Source organism: Aquabacterium sp. OR-4 (genome assembly GCF_025290835.2).
Classification (GTDB): domain Bacteria; phylum Pseudomonadota; class Gammaproteobacteria; order Burkholderiales; family Burkholderiaceae_C; genus Pseudaquabacterium.
The window spans coordinates 1,928,070-1,947,169 of record NZ_JAOCQD020000002.1 but is presented as its reverse complement, the minus strand read 5'-3'; the positions used below and the strand labels follow the sequence as shown (position 1 = coordinate 1,947,169).

The window sequence follows — 19,100 nt, the reverse complement described above, 5'->3', positions numbered from 1 at the left end:
CCCCGCCATGACCCAAGCCCACCCCGCCGCTGCCGCCGTCGCGGCCCCTGCCCACCCTGTCACCGACCGCACCCGCGAGGCGCTGGCGATCAGCCTGCGTGGCTGCGACGAGCTGATCCCCGAGGCCGACTGGCTGAAGAAGCTGGCGCGCAGCGAGGCCACCGGCGTGCCGCTGCGCATCAAGCTGGGCCTGGACCCCACGGCGCCCGACCTGCACCTGGGCCACACCGTGGTGCTGAACAAAATGCGCGCGCTGCAGGATCTGGGGCACCAGGTGATTTTTCTGGTGGGTGACTTCACCAGCATGATCGGCGACCCCTCGGGCCGCAACACCACCCGCCCGCCGCTGACGCGCGAGCAGATCGAGGCCAACGCGCAGACCTACTACGCCCAGGCCGCCCTGGTGCTGGACCCGGCGCGCACCGAGATCCGCTACAACAGCGAGTGGAGCGACCCGCTGGGCGCGCGCGGCATGATCCAGCTGGCCAGCCGCTACACGGTGGCGCGCATGATGGAGCGCAACGACTTCCACGACCGTTTCCATGCCGGCACCAGCATCAGCGTGCACGAGTTCCTGTACCCCTTGATGCAGGGCTACGACTCGGTGGCGCTCAAGAGCGACCTCGAGCTGGGCGGCACCGACCAGAAGTTCAACCTGCTGATGGGGCGCCACCTGCAGCAGGAATATGGCCAGGAGCCGCAATGCATCCTGACCATGCCGCTGCTCGAAGGCCTGGACGGCATCGAGAAGATGTCCAAGAGCAAGAACAACTACATCGGCCTAACCGAGGACGCGGCGACGATGTTTGCCAAGGTGCTGTCGATCAGCGACACGCTGATGTGGCGCTGGTACACGTTGCTGAGCGCCCGCGCCGAGCGCGAGATCGAGGCGCTGAAGGCCGAGGTGATGGCCGGCGCCAACCCGAAGGCCGCCAAGGTGGCGCTGGCGCGCGAGATCGTCACGCGCTTTCACAACGCGGCGGCGGCCGATGCGGCGCAGGCCGATTTCGACAACCGCGCCAAGGGCGGCATCCCCGACGAGATCCCTGAGCTCACCCTCAGCGGCGCGCCGCTGGGCCTGGGCGCCCTGCTCAAGGCCGCCGGGCTGGTGCCCTCCAGCAGCGAGGCCATGCGCATGGTCGAGCAGGGCGGCGTGCGCATCGATGGCGCGGTGGTGTCCGACAAGGGCCTCAAGCTCGAGGCCGGCACCGTGGTGCTGCAGGTCGGCAAGCGCAAGTTCGCGCGGGTCACGCTCACCGCCTGAGCGCGGCGGCCACGGCAAGCCCCCGACGATGCAGCTGGCCTCCTACCTGAAGCTGTCGGTGGCGGTGGCGCTGGCCACCATCGTGCTGAAGACCGGCGCCTGGTGGCTCACCGGCTCGGTGGGCCTGCTGTCGGATGCGCTGGAATCGCTGGTCAACCTGGCCGGCGCGATGTTTGCGCTGGCCATGCTGACGGTGGCGCAGTCGCCGCCCGACGCCGACCACCCTTACGGGCACCACAAGGCCGAGTATTTCTCGTCGGGCTTCGAGGGGGTGCTGATCCTGGCTGCAGCGCTGGCCATCCTGTGGGCCGCGGTGCAGCGCCTGCTGAGCCCGCAGCCGCTCGACGCGCTGGGCCCGGGCCTGGTGCTGTCGGTGCTGAGCTCGGCGCTGAACGGCGCGCTGGCCTGGGCCATGCTGCGCAAGGCGCGCGAGCACCGCTCGGAGGCGCTGGAGGCCGATGCACGCCACCTGTTCACCGATGTCTGGACCTCGGCCGGCGTGGTGCTGGGCCTGATCGCGGTGCATGCCACCGGCTGGCTGTGGCTGGACCCGGTGATCGCCATCGGCGTGGCGCTGAACATCGTGCGCGAAGGTCTGCACCTGATCCGCCGCTCGACCGACGGCCTGATGGACCGCGCGCTCGAGCCCGAGGTGCGCGACCAGATCCGGCGCGTGCTCGACGGCTTTGACCAGCACAGCATCCGCTTCGACCACCTGGTGACCCGGCGCGCCGGCCAGCGCCGCCACTTGGAGCTGCACATGCACATGCCGGCCGACTGGACGCTGGGCCGGGTGGCGGCCGAGCGCGGCGAAGTGGAGCAGGCCCTGATGCGGGCCGTGCCGGGGCTGCGGGCCACGATCCAGCTGCTGCCGATGGACGTGGAGACGCATTTCGACGATGCCGAGCCGGCAGCGGCCGGGCCGCCGCGATGAGCCGCGCGCAGGGCGAGGTGCCGGCGTGATCGGTCTGATCCAGCGGGTGCGCGAGGCGCGGGTGAGCGTGGCCGGCCAGGTGATCGGCGAGATCGGCGCCGGGGCGCTGGTGCTGGTGTGTGCCGAACCGGCCGATGGCGAGGCGCAGGCCCGCCGCTTTGTCGACAAGTTGCTGAAGCTGCGCATCTTTGCCGACGCCGCCGGCAAGATGAACCGCAGCGTGGCCGATGTGGCCGGTGGCCTGCTGATCGTGAGCCAGTTCACGCTGGCGGCCGATTGCACCGGCGGCAACCGCCCCAGCTTCACCGGCGCCGCGGCCCCCGAACAGGGCCGCGCGCTCTACGAGCAAGTGCTGGCCCTGGCCCGTGCGGCCCACCCGGTGGTGGCGCAGGGCGAGTTTGGTGCCGACATGCAGGTGGCGCTGGTCAACGACGGGCCGGTGACGATCCCCCTGCGCATCGCCTGAATCCAGATGCGTTGAAGGCGTGCAGGAACCGTCGCGGGCGGGTCGAGGTTGTGCCGGGCAGCACAGCCGTACTCCCGTACGGCGAGCAGCGCAGGCCCAAGATCGGCCCGCGCAGCAGGTTCATGCGTGCCTTCAGTCGGCGTACTGGCCGGCGGCCTTGATGACCGGGCCCCACTTGCCGATCTCGGCCTCGACGAACTTCTTGTGCTCGGCGCCGCCCACGCGGGTGTCGGTCACGATCACGGCGCCCAGGGCTTCCTGGCGCTTGTGGAAGTCGGCATCGGCCAGGGCCTTGCGCAGTGCGGCGTTGAGGCGGTCGGTCACCGGCTTGGGCGTGCCCTTGGGCGCGTACAGGCCGTGCCAGATCGACACGTTGAAGCCCTTCATGCCGGCCTCGTCCAGCGTCGGCAGCTTGGCCAGCACGGGCGTGCTCAGGCGCTTGGTGGTGGTGACGGCGAAGGCCTTGATCTTGCCGGTCTCGATCTGGCCGGTGGTGTTGGTGGTCTGGTCGCACATGATGTCGACCTGGCCGCCCAGCAGGTCAGTCATGGCCGGCGCGGTGCCCTTGTAGGGCACGGTGGTCATGTCAACCGCCATGGCCTGCTGGAACAGCAGACCGCACAGGTGCGAGGCAGCGCCCAGGCCGGCATTGGCCAGGTTGATCTTGCCCTTGTTGGCGTTGATCCACGTGCGCAGGCTGGCGAAATCGGTGGCCGGCAGCGTGCTGCGGCCCACCAGGGTCATCGGCACTTCGTTGATCAGGCCCAGGTACTCGAAGTCGCCCAGCGTGTCGTAGGGCAGCTTGCGGTACAGCGCTGGCGAGGTGGCCATGCCGATGTGGTGCAGCAGCAGGGTGTAGCCATCGGGCGCGCTCTTGGCCACCTTGGCCGCGCCCAGCGTGCCGCCGGCGCCGCCCACGTTCTCGATCACCACGCTCTGGTTGTTGAGCTGCTTGCGCAGGGTTTCGGCCAGGTCGCGCGCCACCTTGTCGGTGGGGCCGCCGGCCGCAAAGGGCACGACGATGGTGACCGGCTTCTCCGGGTACTCGGCCAGCGCGAAGGTGGCGGTGGCGGCCAACAGCAGGGCGGTGGTCAGCTTCTTCATGGGGCTCTCCAGGCAGAGGGGCAGGATGTTCGGGCGCCGATCTTAGGGGGTGCCGCCGCCTTGCCAACGCCGGTTTCTACGTAGGTGTTCACGGTGCCGCGCCGCACGCGCCGCATCCGCGCCCGCACATTTCGCGGCCTAAAGCCGCCGCGCCGGCGGTCGATACCGCAAGGGTGTGGGTTGCCGGCTTGCCATGCCTGCCGTCGATCCGGTTTCTCGAACAGGACATCGAATGCGCGCCACTTCCGCCCTTCTTCCGCCCCTGCTGGCCCTGGCCGCGGCCGCCCTGACCGCCTGTGGCGGCGGTGGCGGCGGCGCCGACGCCAGCGTGCAAAGTGCACAGCTGCAGGGCACTGCCGCCACCGGCGCCGCGCTGGCCAATGCGCAGGTGCAGATCGTCAACGCCGCCGGGCAGTCGCCCTGCGTCGAGACCAGCATCACCACCAGCGCCACCGGCAGCTACACCTGCACGCTCAAGGCCGGCGAGGCGGCACCGTTCTTCGTCTCGGTGCTTGACCCGGCGGGCATGGTCAAGCCGCTGGTCAGCGTGGCCACCGCCACGCCGGCCTCGGGCGGCGCGCTGGTGGTCAACGCCACGCCGCTGACCACCGCCATCGTCGGCCAGCTGACGCCCGACCGCGACGCACAGAGCGTGTTCAATGCCAAGGCGGTGGATGCCACCGCGCTGGCCCAGGTGACGCGCAACGTGCTGGCGCAGATCGCGCCGGTGCTCAGCGGCATCGACGCGCCGGCCGGCTACGACCCCTTCAGCACCCGCATCACCGCGGCCAGCAGCGCCGCCGCGGGCAATACCGCCGATCTGGTGCTGGATGTGCTGGTGGTGGGCGCCGATGCCGCCGGCAACACCACGCTGGGCACGGTGGACAACCCGGCCGGCGTGGCCATGGCCACCGCGGCCGGCGCCGGCGCCACGCTGGCGGCCGCGCCCGCGGCGGTGGCGGCGCTGTCGATCGCGGCGCGCACGCTGTCGATCGGCTTCGAGCAGTGTTATGCGCTGCCGGTGGCCCAGCGCGTGCTGGCCGCCGATGCCAGCATCCCGGCCCACCTGGGCGGGCCCAAGGTGACCAGCGCCCATGCGCGCTGCGCGGGCCTGACCGATGCCGCCTTCCTGCACCAGGGCTACAGCGCCGGCCAGCTGTTCCATGGCCTGCTGACCAGCGAGGCGATGACCGGCGCACGGTTCAGCGTGCCCGAGGTGATGCACTACAGCCCGACGGCGCAAAGCCGCAACGGCCGCGACAGCGCGGTGCTCAACTTCCGCTACCTTGACGCCGCCGGCCAGCCCGGCCACACCGTCGTGCTGGCCGTCAACATGGCGGCCGGCGGAGCGGCGCCCAGCTGGGTGCTGCTGGGTGACCAGGCGCCGGTGGACATCGCCGTGCGCAGCACGCTGTCGCGGCTGCAGCATGTCGGGCCGGCCAAGGCCAACCTCACGCAAAGCCTTGGCGAGTACGCCAGCGGCATCGAGTTCTTCGTGCGCAAGGACGGGCCGGGCAGTGCCGGCCTGACCACGGCGCGGGTCACCGGCCCCGGCCTGCCGGCCGCCGGCCTGATGCTCAACCGCCCGCTGCCGGCCTACGAGGCGCAGCAGAGCTGGCTGAATATCGTGGACAAGCGCGATGTCGATCCGGCCGAGGTGGCCACGCGCCAGGCGGCCAGCGGCGGCAGCGTCTTCTGGCTGGCCCGCACGCAGGATCTGGCCGGCAGCGGCGCCACCACGCTGGCCGACAATCCGAACGCCAGCACGGTGTTCAACACCAGCATGCAGTGGGCGCACCCGCTCGACTACGGCGCGCCGCTGGGCCAGGCGGCCTCGCTGTACGTACCCTTTGCCGAGCTGGGCCGCGGCGCCAGCTACAAGATCGAACTGTTCTACGACGGCAGCGCCACGCCGCGGCACACCGTCTACAAGACGCTGCTGACGCCGGTGATCCCGGCCACCCGTGGCTCGGCGATGGCCTGGAACACCCCGGGCGCCGACCTGCTGGCGCTGGTGGACGTGACCGGCGGCACACTGGCCGGTGCGGCGCGCTACGAGTTCACGTGGACGCAGAACCCGGTGGCCGAGCAGGTGGGCAGCACGCAGATGTTCTCGAGCAACAACGCACTGGTGGTGAACCAGGGCGTGCCGGCGGCCGTGGCGCGTGGCGTGACCCGTTCAAGCGCCAGCGCGCCCGACGGTGCCGCGTTTGCCACGCTCGACAGCACCGCGCGCAGCGCGCGCAGCATCGTGCTGAACTACCGCAGCTTCGATGGCGCCGCCAAGCGCGCGGTCTACGCCGCCAACTACTGAGCAACCGCCCCGGGCCCGGCCCGCAGCACCCGCCGCCGGGCTGGCGATCAGAGCTTGCGCCGGTCCTCGATCACCTTGCCGTCGTTGGGCAGGCTGCCGGGGCTGGCCAGCAGCACCTCGCCGCGCAGCTTGGTGACCTCGCGCAGGCTGTTGATCACCGCCTCGACCAGGCCCTCGGGGCGCTGGCCGGCCTCGGCATGCAGGGTCATGCGGTCATCGGCCATCTCGCCTTCCACCACCAGGCGGCCACGGCCCAGCTCGGGATGGCGGCGCAGCACTTCGGCCACCTGGCCGGGGTGCACGAACATGCCGCGTACCTTGGCGGTTTGGTCGGCGCGGCCCAGCCAGCCCTTGATGCGCTGGTTGCTGCGCCCGGTGGGGCAGGGCCCGGCCAGCACGGCCGACAGGTCGCCGGTGCCAAAGCGCACCAGCGGGTAGTCGGGGTTCAGCACCGTGACCACCACCTCGCCCACCTCGCCGTCAGGCAGCGGCTGGCCGGTGCCGGGACGCACGATCTCGACGATCACGCCCTCGTCGACGACCAGGCCCTCGCGTGCCGCGGTCTCGTAGGCGATGAGGCCGCAGTCGGCGGTGCCGTAGCTCTGGTAGGCGTGGATGCCGCGGGCACTGAAGACATCGCGCAGCGCGGCCGGAAAGGCCTCGCCGCCCACCGAGGCCTTGCGGATCGGCAGCGCCTGCGACAGCGCATCGGCCTTCTCGAGCGCGATGCGCAGAAAGCTGGGCGTGCCGGCGTAGGCCTGGGGCTGCAGCTCGGCCATGGCCTGCAGCTGCAGCTCGGTATTGCCCACGCCGCCCGGAAACACCGTGCAGCCCAGCGCATGGGCGCCGGTCTCCATCATCGAGCCGGCCGGCGTGAGGTGGTAGCTGAAGCTGTTGTGCACCAGATCGCCGGCCCGGAAGCCGGCGGCGTAGAAGGCGCGCGCAAAGCGCCAGTAGTCGGGCGCGGAACCTTCGGGCTCGTAGATCGGCCCGGGCGACTGGAACACCCGCCGCGCACCGCGCCGCTGGCCCCAGCCCACGGCCGAGAAGCCGCCGAAGGGGTCGCTGGCGCGCTGCGCCTGCTGCCGCGCCAGCAGCTCGTGCTTGCGGATCACCGGCAGCGCGGCCAGCGCCGTGCGGCTGCTCACCGCGGCGGCGTCCACCCCGGCCAGCAGCTCGGCAAACGCGCCGGTGGCGCCCTGGGCATGCGCCACATGGCCCGGCAGCGCGGCCAGCAGCTGCGCCTCGCGCGCTGCGGGGTCGCGCGTTTCCAGCGCGTCGTAGAACTCAATCATCGGAGTCGCTCCACTGCGCCAGCTGGCGCTTGAGGTCGGCCACGAAATCGCGCACGTCGCTGCTCTGGCGTGCGGTCTTCTCCAGCCATTCGGGGCTGGTGCGCGACGGGCGCCTGACGCGCGCCAGCTTCAGCGTGCCCGCGTCCACCGCGGCACGCGCCAGCACCGTGCCACGGCGCTCGAAGCGGCCCTCGCGCTCGGTGAGGCCGGCCTCGCGCAGCTCGCGCTTCAGGCGCTGCAGGGCTTCGTCGGGCTGGAAGGCCGGCAGGGCGAATGAGAAGTCGTCGTCCGTGCTCATGCGAGCCAGCGCTTTCTGCGTTTGTAGGATTTGACGTCCTTGAAGCTCTTGCGGTCGCCGCCGCCCATGCCGAGGTAGAACTCTTTCACGTCCTCGTTCTCGCGCAGGGCCTTGGCCTCGCCGTCCATCACGATGCGGCCGTTTTCCAGGATGTAGCCGTAGTCGCTGTAGCGCAGCGCGATGTTGGTGTTCTGCTCGGCCAGCAGGAAGGTCACGCGCTCCTTGGTGTTGAGGTCCTTCACGATCTCGAACACCTCTTCGACGATCTGCGGCGCCAGGCCCATGCTGGGTTCGTCGAGCAGCACCATCTTCGGGTTGGCCATCAGCGCGCGGCCGATGGCGCACATCTGCTGCTCGCCGCCCGAGGTGTAGGCCGCCTGGCTGGTGCGCCGCGTCTTGAGCCGGGGAAAGTAGTTGTAGACCTTCTCCAGCGTCTGCGCCACGGCGGCCTTGCCGTCCTGGCGGGTGTAGGCGCCGGTGAGCAGGTTCTCCTCGATGGTGAGGTGGGCAAAGCAGTGCCGGCCCTCCATCACCTGGATCACGCCGCGCTCGACCATCTGCGCCGGGCTGAGCTTCTCGATGCGCTCGCCGCGCAGCTCGACCGAGCCCTTGGTGACCTCGCCACGCTCACCGGCCAGCAGGTTGCTCACCGCGCGCAGCGTGGTCGTCTTGCCGGCCCCGTTGCCGCCCAGCAAGGCCACCACCTGCCCTTCAGGCACTTGCAGGCTCACGCCCTTGAGCACCAGGATCACGTGGTTGTAGATGACCTCGATGCCGTTGACGTTGAGAAGGATGTTGGACATGCCAGAGTCTCACTAAAACCCCCTCCGCTCGGCGGAGGGGGCAGGGGGGAGGTGCCCCAAAGGGTCAGCGCAAAGCTGACGGCCAGGCCATCAGGACTGGCAGTCCGCTGGCGTGCGCCGCTCGATCTTCTTCTCGGCCGCGTACTTGTCGGCCGCCGCGCGCACCATGGGCTTGAGGATCGATTCGTCGGCCTGCAGCCAGTCGGAGCTGAAGGCCCACTTGGCGCCGTCCCAGGTGTGCACGCGGGCCCAGTTGGCGCCCATGTGGTCGGCGCAGCTGGTGGACACCGGGCGCATCACGCCGGCGAAGCCCAGCGCGTCGAGCTTCTTCTGGTCGAGCGCCAGGTTCTCGTAGCCCCAGCGCGCCTGTTCGCCCAGCATCACCTTGCCCTTGCCAAAGCGCTCTTGTGCGCGCTTGACGCCTTCCACCGCGAACATCGCGCTCATCAGGCCGCGCATGTAGAGCACCTGGCCCACTTCTTCCTTCGGGCCGGTGCCCAGGTTCTTGGCGTGCAGCTCTTTCAGGATGTCTTGCGCGATCTTGGAGTTGGTCTCGGTGCCGTGCTGCATGGTCACGGCGTTGTAGCCCTTGGCGCCCATGCCCACGTCCTTGACGTCGGGTTCGGCGCCGGCCCACCACACGCCGTACATCTTCTCGCGCGGGTAGCCGGTGGCCACCGCCTCCTTCAGCGCGGTGGAGTTCATCACGCCCCAGCCCCACAGCAGGATGTAGTCGGGTCGGCTCTGGCGGATCTGCAGCCAGGTGCTCTTTTGCTCCACGCCCGGGTGGGCCACCGGCAGCATGGCCAGCTCGAAGCCGTGCAGCTTGGCGCGCTCCTGCAGCAGCGGGATCGGCTCCTTGCCGAACGGGCTGTCGTGGTAGACGAGCGTGATCTTCTTGCCCTTGAGCTTGTCGAGCCCGCCTTCCTTCTTGCCCAGCTGCTGGATCAGCGCATCGGCGGCCACCCAGTAGGTGCCGGCGATCGGGAAGTTCCACTTGAACACCATGCCGTCCTGGCTTTCACTGCGGCCGTAGCCGGCGGTGATCAGCGGGATCTTGTCGACCGGGGCCTTCTCGGTCAGCGCGAAGGTGATGCCGGTGGACAGCGGCTGGAACACCGTGGCGCCACCGTTCTTGCCCTTCAGGCGCTCGTAGCACTCGGTGCCCTTGTCGGTGGCGTAGCCGGTCTCGCATTCCTCGAACACCAGCTTCACGCCATTGATGCCGCCGCGCGCGTTCACCAGCTTGAGGTAATCCACATAGCCGTTGGCAAAGGGCACGCCGTTGGGCGCATAGGGGCCGGTGCGGTACACCAGCACCGGAAAGAACTGCTCCTTGGCCTGCGCCAGCGCCGGCGTGGAGAAGGTGGCGCCGATGAGCGCGGCCGCCGCGGCGGTTCCAACGACGAGGGTCTTCAGCTTCATGCTTGTCTCCGGTTAACAGGTTGGCAGGGGAACAACTTCAATGGGGGAAGGGCCACAGGCGAAGCTTTTCCTTGCCGATGGACCACAGACGCGCCAGGCCATGCGGCTCGACGATCAGGAAGAACACGATCAGCGCACCGAACACCATGAAGGTGAGGTGCGAGGCCAGCGCGGTGTTGAAACCCACCGCCACGCCCAGGATGTCGAGCAGGATGGGCAGCACCACGATGAAGGCGGCGCCAAAGAAGCTGCCCATGATCGAGCCCAGGCCGCCGATGATGACCATGAACAGCAGCTGGAACGAGCGGTCGATCGAGAACGCCGCCGGCTCCCACGAGCCCAGGTGCACAAACCCCCACAGCGCGCCGGCCACGCCGATGAAGAACGAGCTCACCGCAAAGGCCGTGAGCTTGGCGTAGACCGGGCGGATGCCGATCACCGCGGCGGCCACGTCCATGTCGCGCATGGCCATCCATTCGCGGCCGATGTGGCTGCGCACCAGGTTCTTGGCCACCAGCGCAAACAGCAGCACGAAGCCCAGGCAGAACAGGTACTTGTCGGCGGGGGTGTCGATGGTCCAGCCCAGCAGGTGCAGCTCGGACACGCTGACCGAGCCCGACGACGAATCGTTGGTGAACCACTTGATGCGCAGGAAGGCCCAGTCGCAGAAGAACTGCGCCGCCAGCGTGGCCACCGCCAGGTACAGGCCCTTGATGCGCAGCGAGGGGATGCCGAACAGCACACCCACCGCCATGGCGCACACGCCGCCCATCAGGATGGCGGCCACCGCCGGCATGCCGTCGATGCGCACCAGGAAGTTGTAGGCCGCGTACGCGCCCACGGCCATGAAGCCGCCGGTGCCCAGCGAGATCTGGCCGCAGTAGCCGACCAGGATGTTGAGCCCCAGCGCCGCCAGCGACAGGATCAGGAACGGGATCAGGATGGCGCGAAACATGTACTCGCTGGCCACGCCCGGCACCAGCACAAAGGCCGCGGCCACCAGGGCCAGGATCAGGTAGCGGTCTTGCGCGATCGGAAAGATCTGCTGGTCGGCCGCATAGCTCGTCTTGAACTGGCCGTTCTCACGGTAGAGCATGTGTGTCTCCTTGTGGGGGCTTGGCGTTCAGACGCGGTCAATGATCTTTTCGCCGAAGAGGCCCTGCGGCCGCACCAGCAGGAAGAACAGCGCCAGCACATAGGCAAACCAGATCTCGATGCCGCCGCCCAGCATCGGGCCGATGAACACCTCGCTGAGCTTCTCGCCCACGCCGATGATCAGCCCGCCGATGATGGCGCCGGGCACGCTGGTGAGCCCGCCCAGGATCACCACCGGCAGCGCCTTCAGCGCCACCAGCGAGAGCGAGAACTGCACGCCCAGCTTGCTGCCCCAGATGATGCCGGCCACCAGGGCCACGAAGCCGGCCACGCTCCACACGATGACCCAGATGCGGTTGAGCGGGATGCCGATGGACTGCGCGGCCTGGTGGTCGTCGGCCACCGCGCGCAGGGCGCGGCCGGTGCCGGTGTACTGGAAGAAGGCGGCCAGCACGGCCACCAGCGCCGCGGCCACCAGCGCGGCCACCAGGTCTTCCTGGCTGACCAGGATGCCGCCCTGGAACATGCCCTCGAGCAGGAAGATCGGGTCCTTGGGCATGCCCACGTCGATCTTGTAGATGTCGGAGCCGAACACCGTCTGGCCGAAGCCGTCCAGGAAGTAGGTGATGCCGAGGGTGGCCATCAGCAGCGTGATGCCCTCCTGGTTGACCAGCTTGCCCAGCACCAGGCGCTCGATCAGCCAGCTCACGCCGATCATCACCACCATGGCGCCGGTAAAGGCCACCAGGTTGATCAGCAGCTTGTTGCTGATGCCGCTGTACTGGGGCAGCCACTCGGCAAAGCGCGCCATGGCCAGCGCGGCAAACAGCACCATCGCGCCCTGCGCGAAGTTGAAGACGCCGGAGGCCTTGAAGATCAGCACGAAGCCCAGCGCCACCAGCGCGTAGAGCATGCCGCTCATCAGGCCGCCGATGGTCGCTTCAAGAAAGAATTGCATCGTCTTCTCCAGGCGGGCTCAGTGGCTGGTGCCGAGGTAGGCGCGGATCACGTCCTCGTTGGCGCGCACCTCGTCGGGCGTGCCGTCGCCGATCTTCTTGCCGTAGTCGAGCACCACCACGCGGTCGGAGATGTCCATCACCACGCCCATGTCGTGCTCGATCAGCACGATGGTGGTGCCGAACTCGTCGTTGACGTCAAGGATGAAGCGGCTCATGTCCTGCTTCTCCTCGACGTTCATGCCGGCCATCGGCTCATCGAGCAGCAGCACCTGCGGCTCCATGGCCAGCGCGCGCCCCAGGTCCACGCGCTTTTGCAGGCCGTAGGGCAGGCGGCCCACGGGGGTCTTGCGGTGCGCCTGGATCTCCAGGAAGTCGATGATGCGTTCGACAAAGGCGCGGTGCTCCATCTCCTCGCGCTGCGCCGCACCCAGGCGCAGGGCCTGCTGGAAGATGTTGGTCTTCATCTTCAGGTTGCGGCCCGACATGATGTTGTCGATGACGTTCATGCCCTTGAACAGCGCCAGGTTCTGGAAGGTGCGGGCCACGCCCATCTCGGCCACCTGGCGCGAGTTCATGTGCGCAAAGCGCTGGCCGCGAAAGGTGATCTGGCCTTCCTGCGGCGCGTAGACGCCGTTGATGCAGTTGAGCATCGAGCTCTTGCCCGCGCCGTTGGGGCCGATGATGGCGCGCACCTCGTGCTCGCGCACGTTGAAGCTGATGTCGGTGAGCGCCTTCACGCCGCCGAAGCGCAGGCTGATGTTCTGAACGTCGAGGATGACGTCGCCGATCGCTTTGTCTGTGGACATGTCAGGCTGCCTTCTTCGTGACTGCAGGGAAGGTCTTCACGTCCGCCAGCTTCAGCGTGGCCGAGACGCTGCCCGAGCGGCCGTCCTCGAACTTCACCGCGGTCTCGATGAACTGCTCGCTCCGGCCGGCATACAGCGCGTCCACCAGCACCTGGTAGCGCTCGTTGATGAAGCCGCGCTTGACCTTGCGGGTGCGTGTCATCTCGCCGTCGTCGGCATCGAGTTCCTTGTGCAGCACCAGAAAGCGGCTGATCTGGCTGCCGGCCAGCAGCGCATCGCGCGCCAGATCGGCATTGACCTTCTCCACGCACTCGCGGATGAGTTCGTAGACCTCGGGCTTTTGCGCCAGATCGGTGTAGCCGGCATACGGCAGGTTGCGCTTCTCGGCCCAGTTGCCCACGGCCTCGAAGTCGATGTTGACGAAGGCGCAGACCTTGTCGCGCTTGTCGCCGAAGGCCACCGCCTCCTTGATGAACGGAAAGAACTTGAGCTTGTTCTCCACGTACTTGGGCGCGAACATCTCGCCGGCCGCGGTGCGGCCCACATCCTTGGCGCGGTCGATGATCTTGAGGTGGCCGCCGGCATCCAGAAAGCCGGCATCGCCGGTGCGGTACCAGCCGTCGTCGGTGAGCACCTCGGCGGTGGCCGCGTCGTTCTTGTAATAGCCCTTGAGCAGCCCCGGGCTCTTGACCAGGATCTCGCCCGAGTCGGTGACCTTGATCTCCACCCCCGCGGCGGGCACGCCCACGGTGTCGGCCTTGGCCTCGTGGTCGGGCTGCAGGCACACGAACACGGCCGTCTCGGTGGAGCCGTAGAGCTGCTTGAGGTTGACGCCGATCGAGCGGTAGAAGGTGAACAGGTCGGGGCCGATGGCCTCGCCAGCGGTGTAGGCCACGCGCACCCGGCTCAGGCCCAGGGTGTTGCGCAGCGGGCCGTAGATGGCCAGGTCGCCCAGCCACCAGGCCAGGCGGTCGAATACGCCGACCGGCCGGCCGTCCATCAGCGCCGGGCCCACGCGCTGGGCCACCGCCATGCAGCGGCGGAACAGGCCGCGCTTGATGGCGCTGGCGTCCTCCATGCGGATCATCACGCTGGTGAGCAGGCCCTCGAAGATGCGCGGCGGCGCGAAGTAGTAGGTGGGGCCCACTTCCTTCAGGTCGATGGTCACGGTGCTGGCCGACTCGGGGCAGTTCACCACGTAGCCGCAAGCCAGCCACTGGGCATAGCTGAAGATGTTCTGGCCGATCCAGGCCAGCGGCATGTAGGCCAGCACTTCCTCGCTCTCGGTGAGCTGGTCGAAGTCGGCGCCGGCCTTGGCGCGGTCGAGCAGCGAGAAGTGGGTGTGCACCACGCCCTTCGGGTTGCCGGTGGTGCCCGAGGTGAAGAACATCGCCGCCTCGTCGCGCGCCTGGCCGGTGGCCACCTCGGCCTCGAAGAACTTGGGGTCGCGGGCATGGCGCGCCTGGCCATCGGCGATCAGCGTGTCGAGCGCGGCCAGTCCCGGCGCCTCGTACTTGCGCAGGCCGCGCGGGTCGTCGTACCAGATGTGGGCCAGCTTGGGGCAGCGGTCGCGGATCTCGAGCAGCTTGTCCACCTGCTCCTGGTCTTCCACCACCGCGAAGCCGATCTCGGCGTTGTTGATCGGGAACACCATCTCGGCGGCCGCCGCGTCCTGGTACAGCGGCACCGGCACCGCGCCCAGGCTTTGCGCGGCCAGCATGCAGGCATACAGGCGGGGGCGGTTGTCGCCAATCACCACCAGGTGCTGGCCGCGCTGCAGGCCGGCCTCGGCCATGCCGCAGGCCAGCAGCCGCACCTGATCGACCAGTGCGCGCCAGGTGGTGGTTTGCCAGATGCCCAGATGCTTCTCGCGCAGCGCCGGCGCATGCGGCCGCTGCCGGGCGTGTTCAAGCATCAAGCGGGGAAAGGTGGTCTGCACCGCAACATCTCCTGCTGGGTCTGCCAGCACCGGTGGCTGGGCAGATGGCCGCATCGTAGGAAGATGTTTGACGCCAAGTTGTCGGTACGACGACAATTTGCGGGAGAGTCCTGAGCGGACATTCCCGAGGGTTTGACCTTGAGCAAGCTTCGGCTGCGCGAGCGCGCACGGGCCCCCACCGACGAAGAACTGCGCGGCATTCCGTGGCTGTGGCAGCTCGACGAGGCTGATCGCCAGGAGGCGCTGGCCCACCTGTCGGTGGGTGAGGCCCAGCCCGGCGAGCGCATTTGCCGCACCGGTGCGCCATCGAACTTCTGGTTCGGCGTGGTCGGTGGGTTGCTGAAGATGAGCAACGACACCCGCGAGGGCGGGCAGATCACCTACACCGGTGTGCCACCGGGCGCCTGGTTCGGCGAGGGCACGCTGCTCAAGCGCGAGATCTACCGCTACAACATCGAGGCGCTGCGGGTCAGCACCGTGGCCGGCCTGCCCTGCGAGGTGTTCCACCGCCTGCTCGACCGCAGCATCCCGTTCAACCGTTTCGTGATGAACCAGATCAACGAGCGGCTGGGCCAGTTCATCGCCGCGCGCGAGATCGACCGCGACAACCAGCCCGATGCCCGCGTGGCGCGCAGCCTGGCCTCGCTGTTCCACCCGGTGCTGTACCCCGGCGTGGGCCAGCTGCTGCGCATCACGCAGCAGGAGCTGGCCTGGCTGATCGGCCTGTCACGCCAGCGCGTGAACCAGGCCCTCACGGTGCTGCAGGCCGCCGCCCTGATCCGGGTGGAGTACGGCGGCGTGCGCGTGCTCGATCTGGACGGCCTGCGCCGCTACCGCATCGGGTGAGCGGCGCCGGGCCGCCATGGGCCCGCGCAGCAGGTTCGTCACACCTTGTCAGGCGCGGCGGCGGCGCGCCATGAAGCCCACGGCGCCCAGGCCGGCCAGCAGCAGGGCGTAGGTGCCGGGCTCGGGCACGGCCGGGGTCACGCTCAGGTTCGACACGGTCAGCGTGCTCACGCCCACCACGTCGCCCACGTCCAGCACCGCAAAGGCCAGCGTGTGGCTGCCGCCGCTGGCCAGCGTGATCTGCAGGCCGCCGCCTACGGTGCCTACCGAGGCGAAGGCCGTGGCCACGCCGTCCAGCACGTAGTAGGCGCGATCCAGGCAGTCGGGGCAGGCCGCATCGGCGGCTGCGCCGTTGAAGCTGAAGTCGATGTTCAGCCGGCTGCCGGCGGCGGCGACAAAGCTGGTGGCAACGGCCGAGCCCTCGACGGTATCGGCGTCGAAGATCGTGCCCAGGCTGGTTTCGAGGTCGGACGCCAGCACGGCGCTGCCGCCGAACTGGGCGTCGCCGTCGTCGGCAAAGCCGGTCGACAGGCTGGCGCTGGTGGCGCCGAGCTGGGTGTCGCCCAGCGCCGTCCAGGTGCCAAAGTCGGCCGATTGGGCCTGGGCCGGCAGCGCGGCTGCGGCGGCCAGGGCCAGGCCCGCGAGCTTGAGGGTGTGCAACATCAGAAAACTCCGTTGAATGGGGGGCAGGGGCTCAGCGCGCGATCAGGCTGGGCTGGGTGCTGAACGCTGCGGGGCTGACATTGGCAAAGGTGACCAGGCCACGCCAGCCACCGGCGCCGGCGGGGCCGTCGGCGTCGATCTCCAGCGCGGTGCCGGTGCCCGAGGCGACAAAGCGCACCCGGCCTTCGGCCACCGGGTTGCTGCCGGTCCAGCCCAGGCCGGCCAGCAGCTGGCGCAGGTCGACCCAGTCCTTGCCCGGCACGAAGTCGGTGATCAGGTCACCGGCGTCGCGCATCGAGTTGTAGATGTACAGGTTGGTGCCGGCGCCGCCGGTCAGGGTGTCGGCGCCCACGCCGCCGGTGATCAGGTCGTCGCCGGCGGTGCCGGTGAGGGTGTCGCGCGCAGCGGTGCCGGTGATGTACTTGTACAGGCCCAGGCCCAGCACCACCGGGTCATGGTCGGACGAGCGGTACACCGTGGCGGCATACGGATCGGTCGCGCAGGTGGCGCAGGCCGGCTGCTTGAACTCGCGGTTGTAGTCGTGGGCCAGCGACTCGTCGGCATTGATGTGCCAGTGCGCCACGCCGCTCACCTTGGCTGACAGGGCGGCCGAGGTGATGGCGTGGTCCAGGCGGCCGGCGGCGCCATCGAACACGTACGAGTAGCCGAAGCTGTGGAAGCGGCCGATCTGGTCGACGAAGCCGTTGCTGGTGAGGGCGTAGACCGGGTCTTCCTGGGCGTAGGCGTTCAGGTCACCCACCACCACCACGTTGGCGCTGCCGCTGGCGCTGGACTGCAGCTGGCCCACAAAGCTGCGCAGGCGGTTGGCCTGCTGCGTGCGCAGGCCGTTCCAGCACCCCTGGCCGTCACCGGCGTCGAAGTTGCCGGCGTAGTCGGCGTCGCCGGCCGACGGGCAGCTGCCCTTGCTCTTGAAGTGGTTCACCACCAGCGTGAAGCGCTCGCCGTTGGCCGTGGCGAAGTGCTGGGCCAGGGTGGGGCGGTTGTTGACCTCGTCGGTGTCGGTCACCGAGTTGCCCACCGGCGCCAGCTTGGCCGGCTTGTAGATGACCGTGGTCTTGATCGCGTCGGTGCCCACCACGCCGGCCGCCGCACCGGGGGCCACGGCATAGGTGCCGGAGCCCATCTGCGTGTTCAGCGCGTGCACCAGGTTCTGGGCCGCCACGCTGTTGTTCTGGATCTCCATCAGGCCCAGCGCGTCGGCGTTGATGCTGCTGATGGCGGCCACGATCTTGGCCTGCTGGCGCTGGAACTCGTCCAGGCTGTTGGCGCCGCGGCAGTTGCTGGTGGCGGTGGCGCCGCCCAGCGTGCAGCCGGCGCTGGTGGTCTGGGCGCCGGTGGCCGTCACCGCATTGCCGTCGGTGAAGCTGGTGAAGTAGTTCAGCACATTGAAGCTGGCCAGCTTCACGTTGCCGCCCACCGCCGGTGCCGTGGCCAGGCGCGGATGGCTGTTGCTGTAGGTCAGCGTGCTGTTGTTCAGCGGCAGGATGCGGTAGTCGCCAATGCCGCTGGCGGTGGCGGTGGAGGGGCCGTAGTCGATCACGCCGGTGATCGCGCTGAAGCTGTCGCCGCCGCGCGGCGCCGCGGCGATGCCGTTGAAGCTGGTGAAGGCGGTGGGGTTGACGTTCTGCAGCGAGCTGCCGTCGTCCAGCACCACGCGGCGCGCCGCGTTGTCGGCCATCAGGGCCTGGGCCTGGGCGCCCGGGCGGTGGCGGTTGGTGGGCACCTCGAGGCGGCCGCCGGCCGACAGCGTGAGCTGGCCGTAGCGCGCCTGGAAGTAGTTCTGGTTCACCGTCAGCGGGCCGCTCAGCGTGACCAGCATGCCTTCGAAACGCTCGAGGCCGCCGGCCACCGGCAGCGTCACCGCCGTCGGCGCAATGGTGTAGCCGTCGCCCTGCACGACGACGCTGGGGCTGGTGAGTTCGGTGACGGTGCTGCTGCCGGTGGCGAATTCGGTCACCGTGGCCGTCACCTGCACCAGCTGGCCCGGGCTGACCGTGGGCGCGCTGCTGGTGAACACCAGGATGCCGTCGGAGGTGGCATCGTTGCCATCGCCGGTGAGCGATTGCATGAAGAAGCCGGTGTTGGTGAGCTTGGTCACCACGCCCGAGCTGCGGACCAGCTTGCCCACATGCGGGCTGGTGCCCGATTCGCCCTGGATGGCGCCGATCGTCAGGTCAACCGGCGTGGTGCCGGTGCCGCCGCCACCCGAGCCGCCACCCGAGCCACTGCAGGCCGTGGCCGTGGTGGCGCTGTTGCGCGCGGCGGGCGTGCCGGTGCTGAAGTCGGCCGAGTTGCTGCCGGTGTCGGTGCAGCCGGCGTTGCTGCGCAGCGCGGCCAGCATGTTGGTCAGCGCCGGCGTGGCCGTGCCTTCGGCGCAGTTGGCGCTGCCGTAGCCCACCAGGTCGAGCACATTGGCGGTGGGGCAGGCGCCCGACAGCGCGGAGGTGCCGTTCACCAGCGCCACCTTGCCGTTGCTGGCGCTGAGGTTCAGGCCGTTGGTGGCCGACAGGTCCGGCGTGGGCAGGTCGGCGCCCAGCGTGCCGGTGGTGTTGGTGCGCACCAGGAAGAAACCATGGGCCGGGATCGTGCCCGACAGGCTCAGCGAGCTCCAGCTGCCCGTGCCGGTGGACGAGCCGTACTGCAGCGACAGGCCGCTCAGCGACACCGCCTCGGCGCCCGTGTTGCGCAACTCGATGTAGTCGTGCTTGTACGACGGGCTGCCGGAGGTGGCAGCGCCGCCGCCATAGACCTGGCTGATCAGCACCGCGGCCGAGGCGGTATCGGCCAGCATGACCAGCGGCAGGGCCAGCGACAAGCTGGCCAGCAGACGGCGGGGCGACGAAGGCGGGAGTTGGCGTGAGCTCATGG

At 69.2% G+C, this 19,100-nt stretch carries 16 protein-coding genes; 5 read left to right on the top strand and 11 right to left on the bottom strand.

What is annotated here, in order from left to right:
- The first annotated feature begins 7 nt into the window (after positions 1-7).
- From tyrS to dtd, 3 genes are read left to right on the top strand one after another with little or no spacing between them, the layout of a single operon-like run.
- Positions 8-1,264, top strand: a complete 1,257-nt coding sequence (gene tyrS / locus N4G63_RS20785; protein ID WP_260786983.1) for a tyrosine--tRNA ligase — start codon at positions 8-10, stop codon at positions 1,262-1,264.
- 28 nt (positions 1,265-1,292) lie between these two features.
- A complete protein-coding gene (locus N4G63_RS20780) occupies positions 1,293-2,198 on the top strand; it encodes a cation diffusion facilitator family transporter (protein ID WP_260786984.1) in 906 nt (301 codons plus the stop codon).
- Between the two features lie 25 nt (positions 2,199-2,223).
- The gene (gene dtd / locus N4G63_RS20775; protein ID WP_260786985.1) at positions 2,224-2,664 is read left to right on the top strand and encodes a D-aminoacyl-tRNA deacylase; all 441 of its coding nucleotides are present in this window, start codon (positions 2,224-2,226) and stop codon (positions 2,662-2,664) included.
- 132 nt (positions 2,665-2,796) lie between these two features.
- On the opposite strand, the gene N4G63_RS20770 is transcribed toward dtd, so the two are convergent.
- Entirely contained in the window at positions 2,797-3,768 is a 972-nt protein-coding gene (locus tag N4G63_RS20770) for a tripartite tricarboxylate transporter substrate-binding protein (RefSeq protein WP_260786986.1), read from the bottom strand.
- A gap of 232 nt (positions 3,769-4,000) precedes the next feature.
- Between N4G63_RS20770 and N4G63_RS20765 the strand changes: the two genes are divergently transcribed.
- A complete protein-coding gene (locus tag N4G63_RS20765; protein WP_260786987.1) occupies positions 4,001-6,082 on the top strand; it encodes a hypothetical protein in 2,082 nt (693 codons plus the stop codon).
- A 47-nt stretch (positions 6,083-6,129) separates the two neighbouring features.
- On the opposite strand, the gene N4G63_RS20760 is transcribed toward N4G63_RS20765, so the two are convergent.
- The 8 genes from N4G63_RS20760 to N4G63_RS20725 form a co-directional block, all read right to left on the bottom strand.
- The gene (locus tag N4G63_RS20760; RefSeq protein ID WP_260786988.1) at positions 6,130-7,377 is read right to left on the bottom strand and encodes a phenylacetate--CoA ligase family protein; all 1,248 of its coding nucleotides are present in this window, start codon (positions 7,375-7,377) and stop codon (positions 6,130-6,132) included.
- A complete protein-coding gene (locus tag N4G63_RS20755; RefSeq protein WP_260786989.1) occupies positions 7,370-7,675 on the bottom strand; it encodes a hypothetical protein in 306 nt (101 codons plus the stop codon). The genes N4G63_RS20760 and N4G63_RS20755 overlap by 8 nt, the downstream gene beginning before the upstream one ends.
- Positions 7,672-8,478 (bottom strand): ABC transporter ATP-binding protein, encoded by an 807-nt coding sequence (locus N4G63_RS20750; RefSeq protein WP_260786990.1) that lies wholly within the window; start codon positions 8,476-8,478, stop codon positions 7,672-7,674. Before N4G63_RS20750 ends, N4G63_RS20755 begins: the two co-directional genes overlap by 4 nt.
- A 90-nt stretch (positions 8,479-8,568) precedes the next feature.
- Positions 8,569-9,903, bottom strand: coding sequence for an ABC transporter substrate-binding protein (locus tag N4G63_RS20745; protein WP_260786991.1), 1,335 nt, complete (start codon positions 9,901-9,903; stop codon positions 8,569-8,571).
- Positions 9,904-9,940: 37 nt separating this feature from the next.
- A complete protein-coding gene (locus N4G63_RS20740; protein ID WP_260786992.1) occupies positions 9,941-10,999 on the bottom strand; it encodes a branched-chain amino acid ABC transporter permease in 1,059 nt (352 codons plus the stop codon).
- A 27-nt stretch (positions 11,000-11,026) separates the two neighbouring features.
- Positions 11,027-11,956, bottom strand: coding sequence for a branched-chain amino acid ABC transporter permease (locus tag N4G63_RS20735; protein WP_260786993.1), 930 nt, complete (start codon positions 11,954-11,956; stop codon positions 11,027-11,029).
- An 18-nt stretch (positions 11,957-11,974) separates the two neighbouring features.
- Positions 11,975-12,763 carry an ABC transporter ATP-binding protein gene (locus tag N4G63_RS20730; protein ID WP_260787640.1) on the bottom strand — a complete coding sequence of 263 codons (789 nt, stop codon included), beginning with the start codon at positions 12,761-12,763 and terminating at the stop codon, positions 11,975-11,977.
- A gap of 1 nt (position 12,764) precedes the next feature.
- On the bottom strand, positions 12,765-14,702 hold the full coding sequence (locus N4G63_RS20725; protein WP_314600144.1) for an AMP-dependent synthetase/ligase: 1,938 nt from the start codon (positions 14,700-14,702) through the stop codon (positions 12,765-12,767).
- 138 nt (positions 14,703-14,840) lie between these two features.
- On the opposite strand from N4G63_RS20725, the gene N4G63_RS20720 reads away from it, so the two are divergent.
- Positions 14,841-15,548 carry a Crp/Fnr family transcriptional regulator gene (locus tag N4G63_RS20720; protein WP_260786994.1) on the top strand — a complete coding sequence of 236 codons (708 nt, stop codon included), beginning with the start codon at positions 14,841-14,843 and terminating at the stop codon, positions 15,546-15,548.
- A 48-nt stretch (positions 15,549-15,596) separates the two neighbouring features.
- On the opposite strand, the gene N4G63_RS20715 is transcribed toward N4G63_RS20720, so the two are convergent.
- Both N4G63_RS20715 and N4G63_RS20710 read right to left on the bottom strand, forming a co-directional pair.
- Positions 15,597-16,211: a PEP-CTERM sorting domain-containing protein gene (locus N4G63_RS20715; RefSeq protein ID WP_260786995.1), complete on the bottom strand. Its 615-nt coding sequence runs from the start codon at positions 16,209-16,211 to the stop codon at positions 15,597-15,599.
- Between the two features lie 31 nt (positions 16,212-16,242).
- Positions 16,243-19,098 carry an ExeM/NucH family extracellular endonuclease gene (locus N4G63_RS20710; RefSeq protein ID WP_314600143.1) on the bottom strand — a complete coding sequence of 952 codons (2,856 nt, stop codon included), beginning with the start codon at positions 19,096-19,098 and terminating at the stop codon, positions 16,243-16,245.
- Between the last annotated feature and the right edge of the window lie 2 nt (positions 19,099-19,100).

What these genes read in the sequence shown, in the direction of transcription:
- tyrS (WP_260786983.1), top strand. Translation starts at nt 8, where the DNA reads ATGACCCAAGCCCACCCCGCCGCTGCCGCCGTCGCGGCCCCTGCCCAC.
- N4G63_RS20780 (WP_260786984.1), top strand. Translation starts at nt 1,293, where the DNA reads ATGCAGCTGGCCTCCTACCTGAAGCTGTCGGTGGCGGTGGCGCTGGCC.
- N4G63_RS20770 (WP_260786986.1), bottom strand. Translation starts at nt 3,768, where the DNA reads ATGAAGAAGCTGACCACCGCCCTGCTGTTGGCCGCCACCGCCACCTTC.
- N4G63_RS20765 (WP_260786987.1), top strand. Translation starts at nt 4,001, where the DNA reads ATGCGCGCCACTTCCGCCCTTCTTCCGCCCCTGCTGGCCCTGGCCGCG.
- N4G63_RS20760 (WP_260786988.1), bottom strand. Translation starts at nt 7,377, where the DNA reads ATGATTGAGTTCTACGACGCGCTGGAAACGCGCGACCCCGCAGCGCGC.
- N4G63_RS20755 (WP_260786989.1), bottom strand. Translation starts at nt 7,675, where the DNA reads ATGAGCACGGACGACGACTTCTCATTCGCCCTGCCGGCCTTCCAGCCC.
- N4G63_RS20750 (WP_260786990.1), bottom strand. Translation starts at nt 8,478, where the DNA reads ATGTCCAACATCCTTCTCAACGTCAACGGCATCGAGGTCATCTACAAC.
- N4G63_RS20745 (WP_260786991.1), bottom strand. Translation starts at nt 9,903, where the DNA reads ATGAAGCTGAAGACCCTCGTCGTTGGAACCGCCGCGGCGGCCGCGCTC.
- N4G63_RS20740 (WP_260786992.1), bottom strand. Translation starts at nt 10,999, where the DNA reads ATGCTCTACCGTGAGAACGGCCAGTTCAAGACGAGCTATGCGGCCGAC.
- N4G63_RS20735 (WP_260786993.1), bottom strand. Translation starts at nt 11,956, where the DNA reads ATGCAATTCTTTCTTGAAGCGACCATCGGCGGCCTGATGAGCGGCATG.
- N4G63_RS20730 (WP_260787640.1), bottom strand. Translation starts at nt 12,763, where the DNA reads ATGTCCACAGACAAAGCGATCGGCGACGTCATCCTCGACGTTCAGAAC.
- N4G63_RS20715 (WP_260786995.1), bottom strand. Translation starts at nt 16,211, where the DNA reads ATGTTGCACACCCTCAAGCTCGCGGGCCTGGCCCTGGCCGCCGCAGCC.
- N4G63_RS20710 (WP_314600143.1), bottom strand. Translation starts at nt 19,098, where the DNA reads ATGAGCTCACGCCAACTCCCGCCTTCGTCGCCCCGCCGTCTGCTGGCC.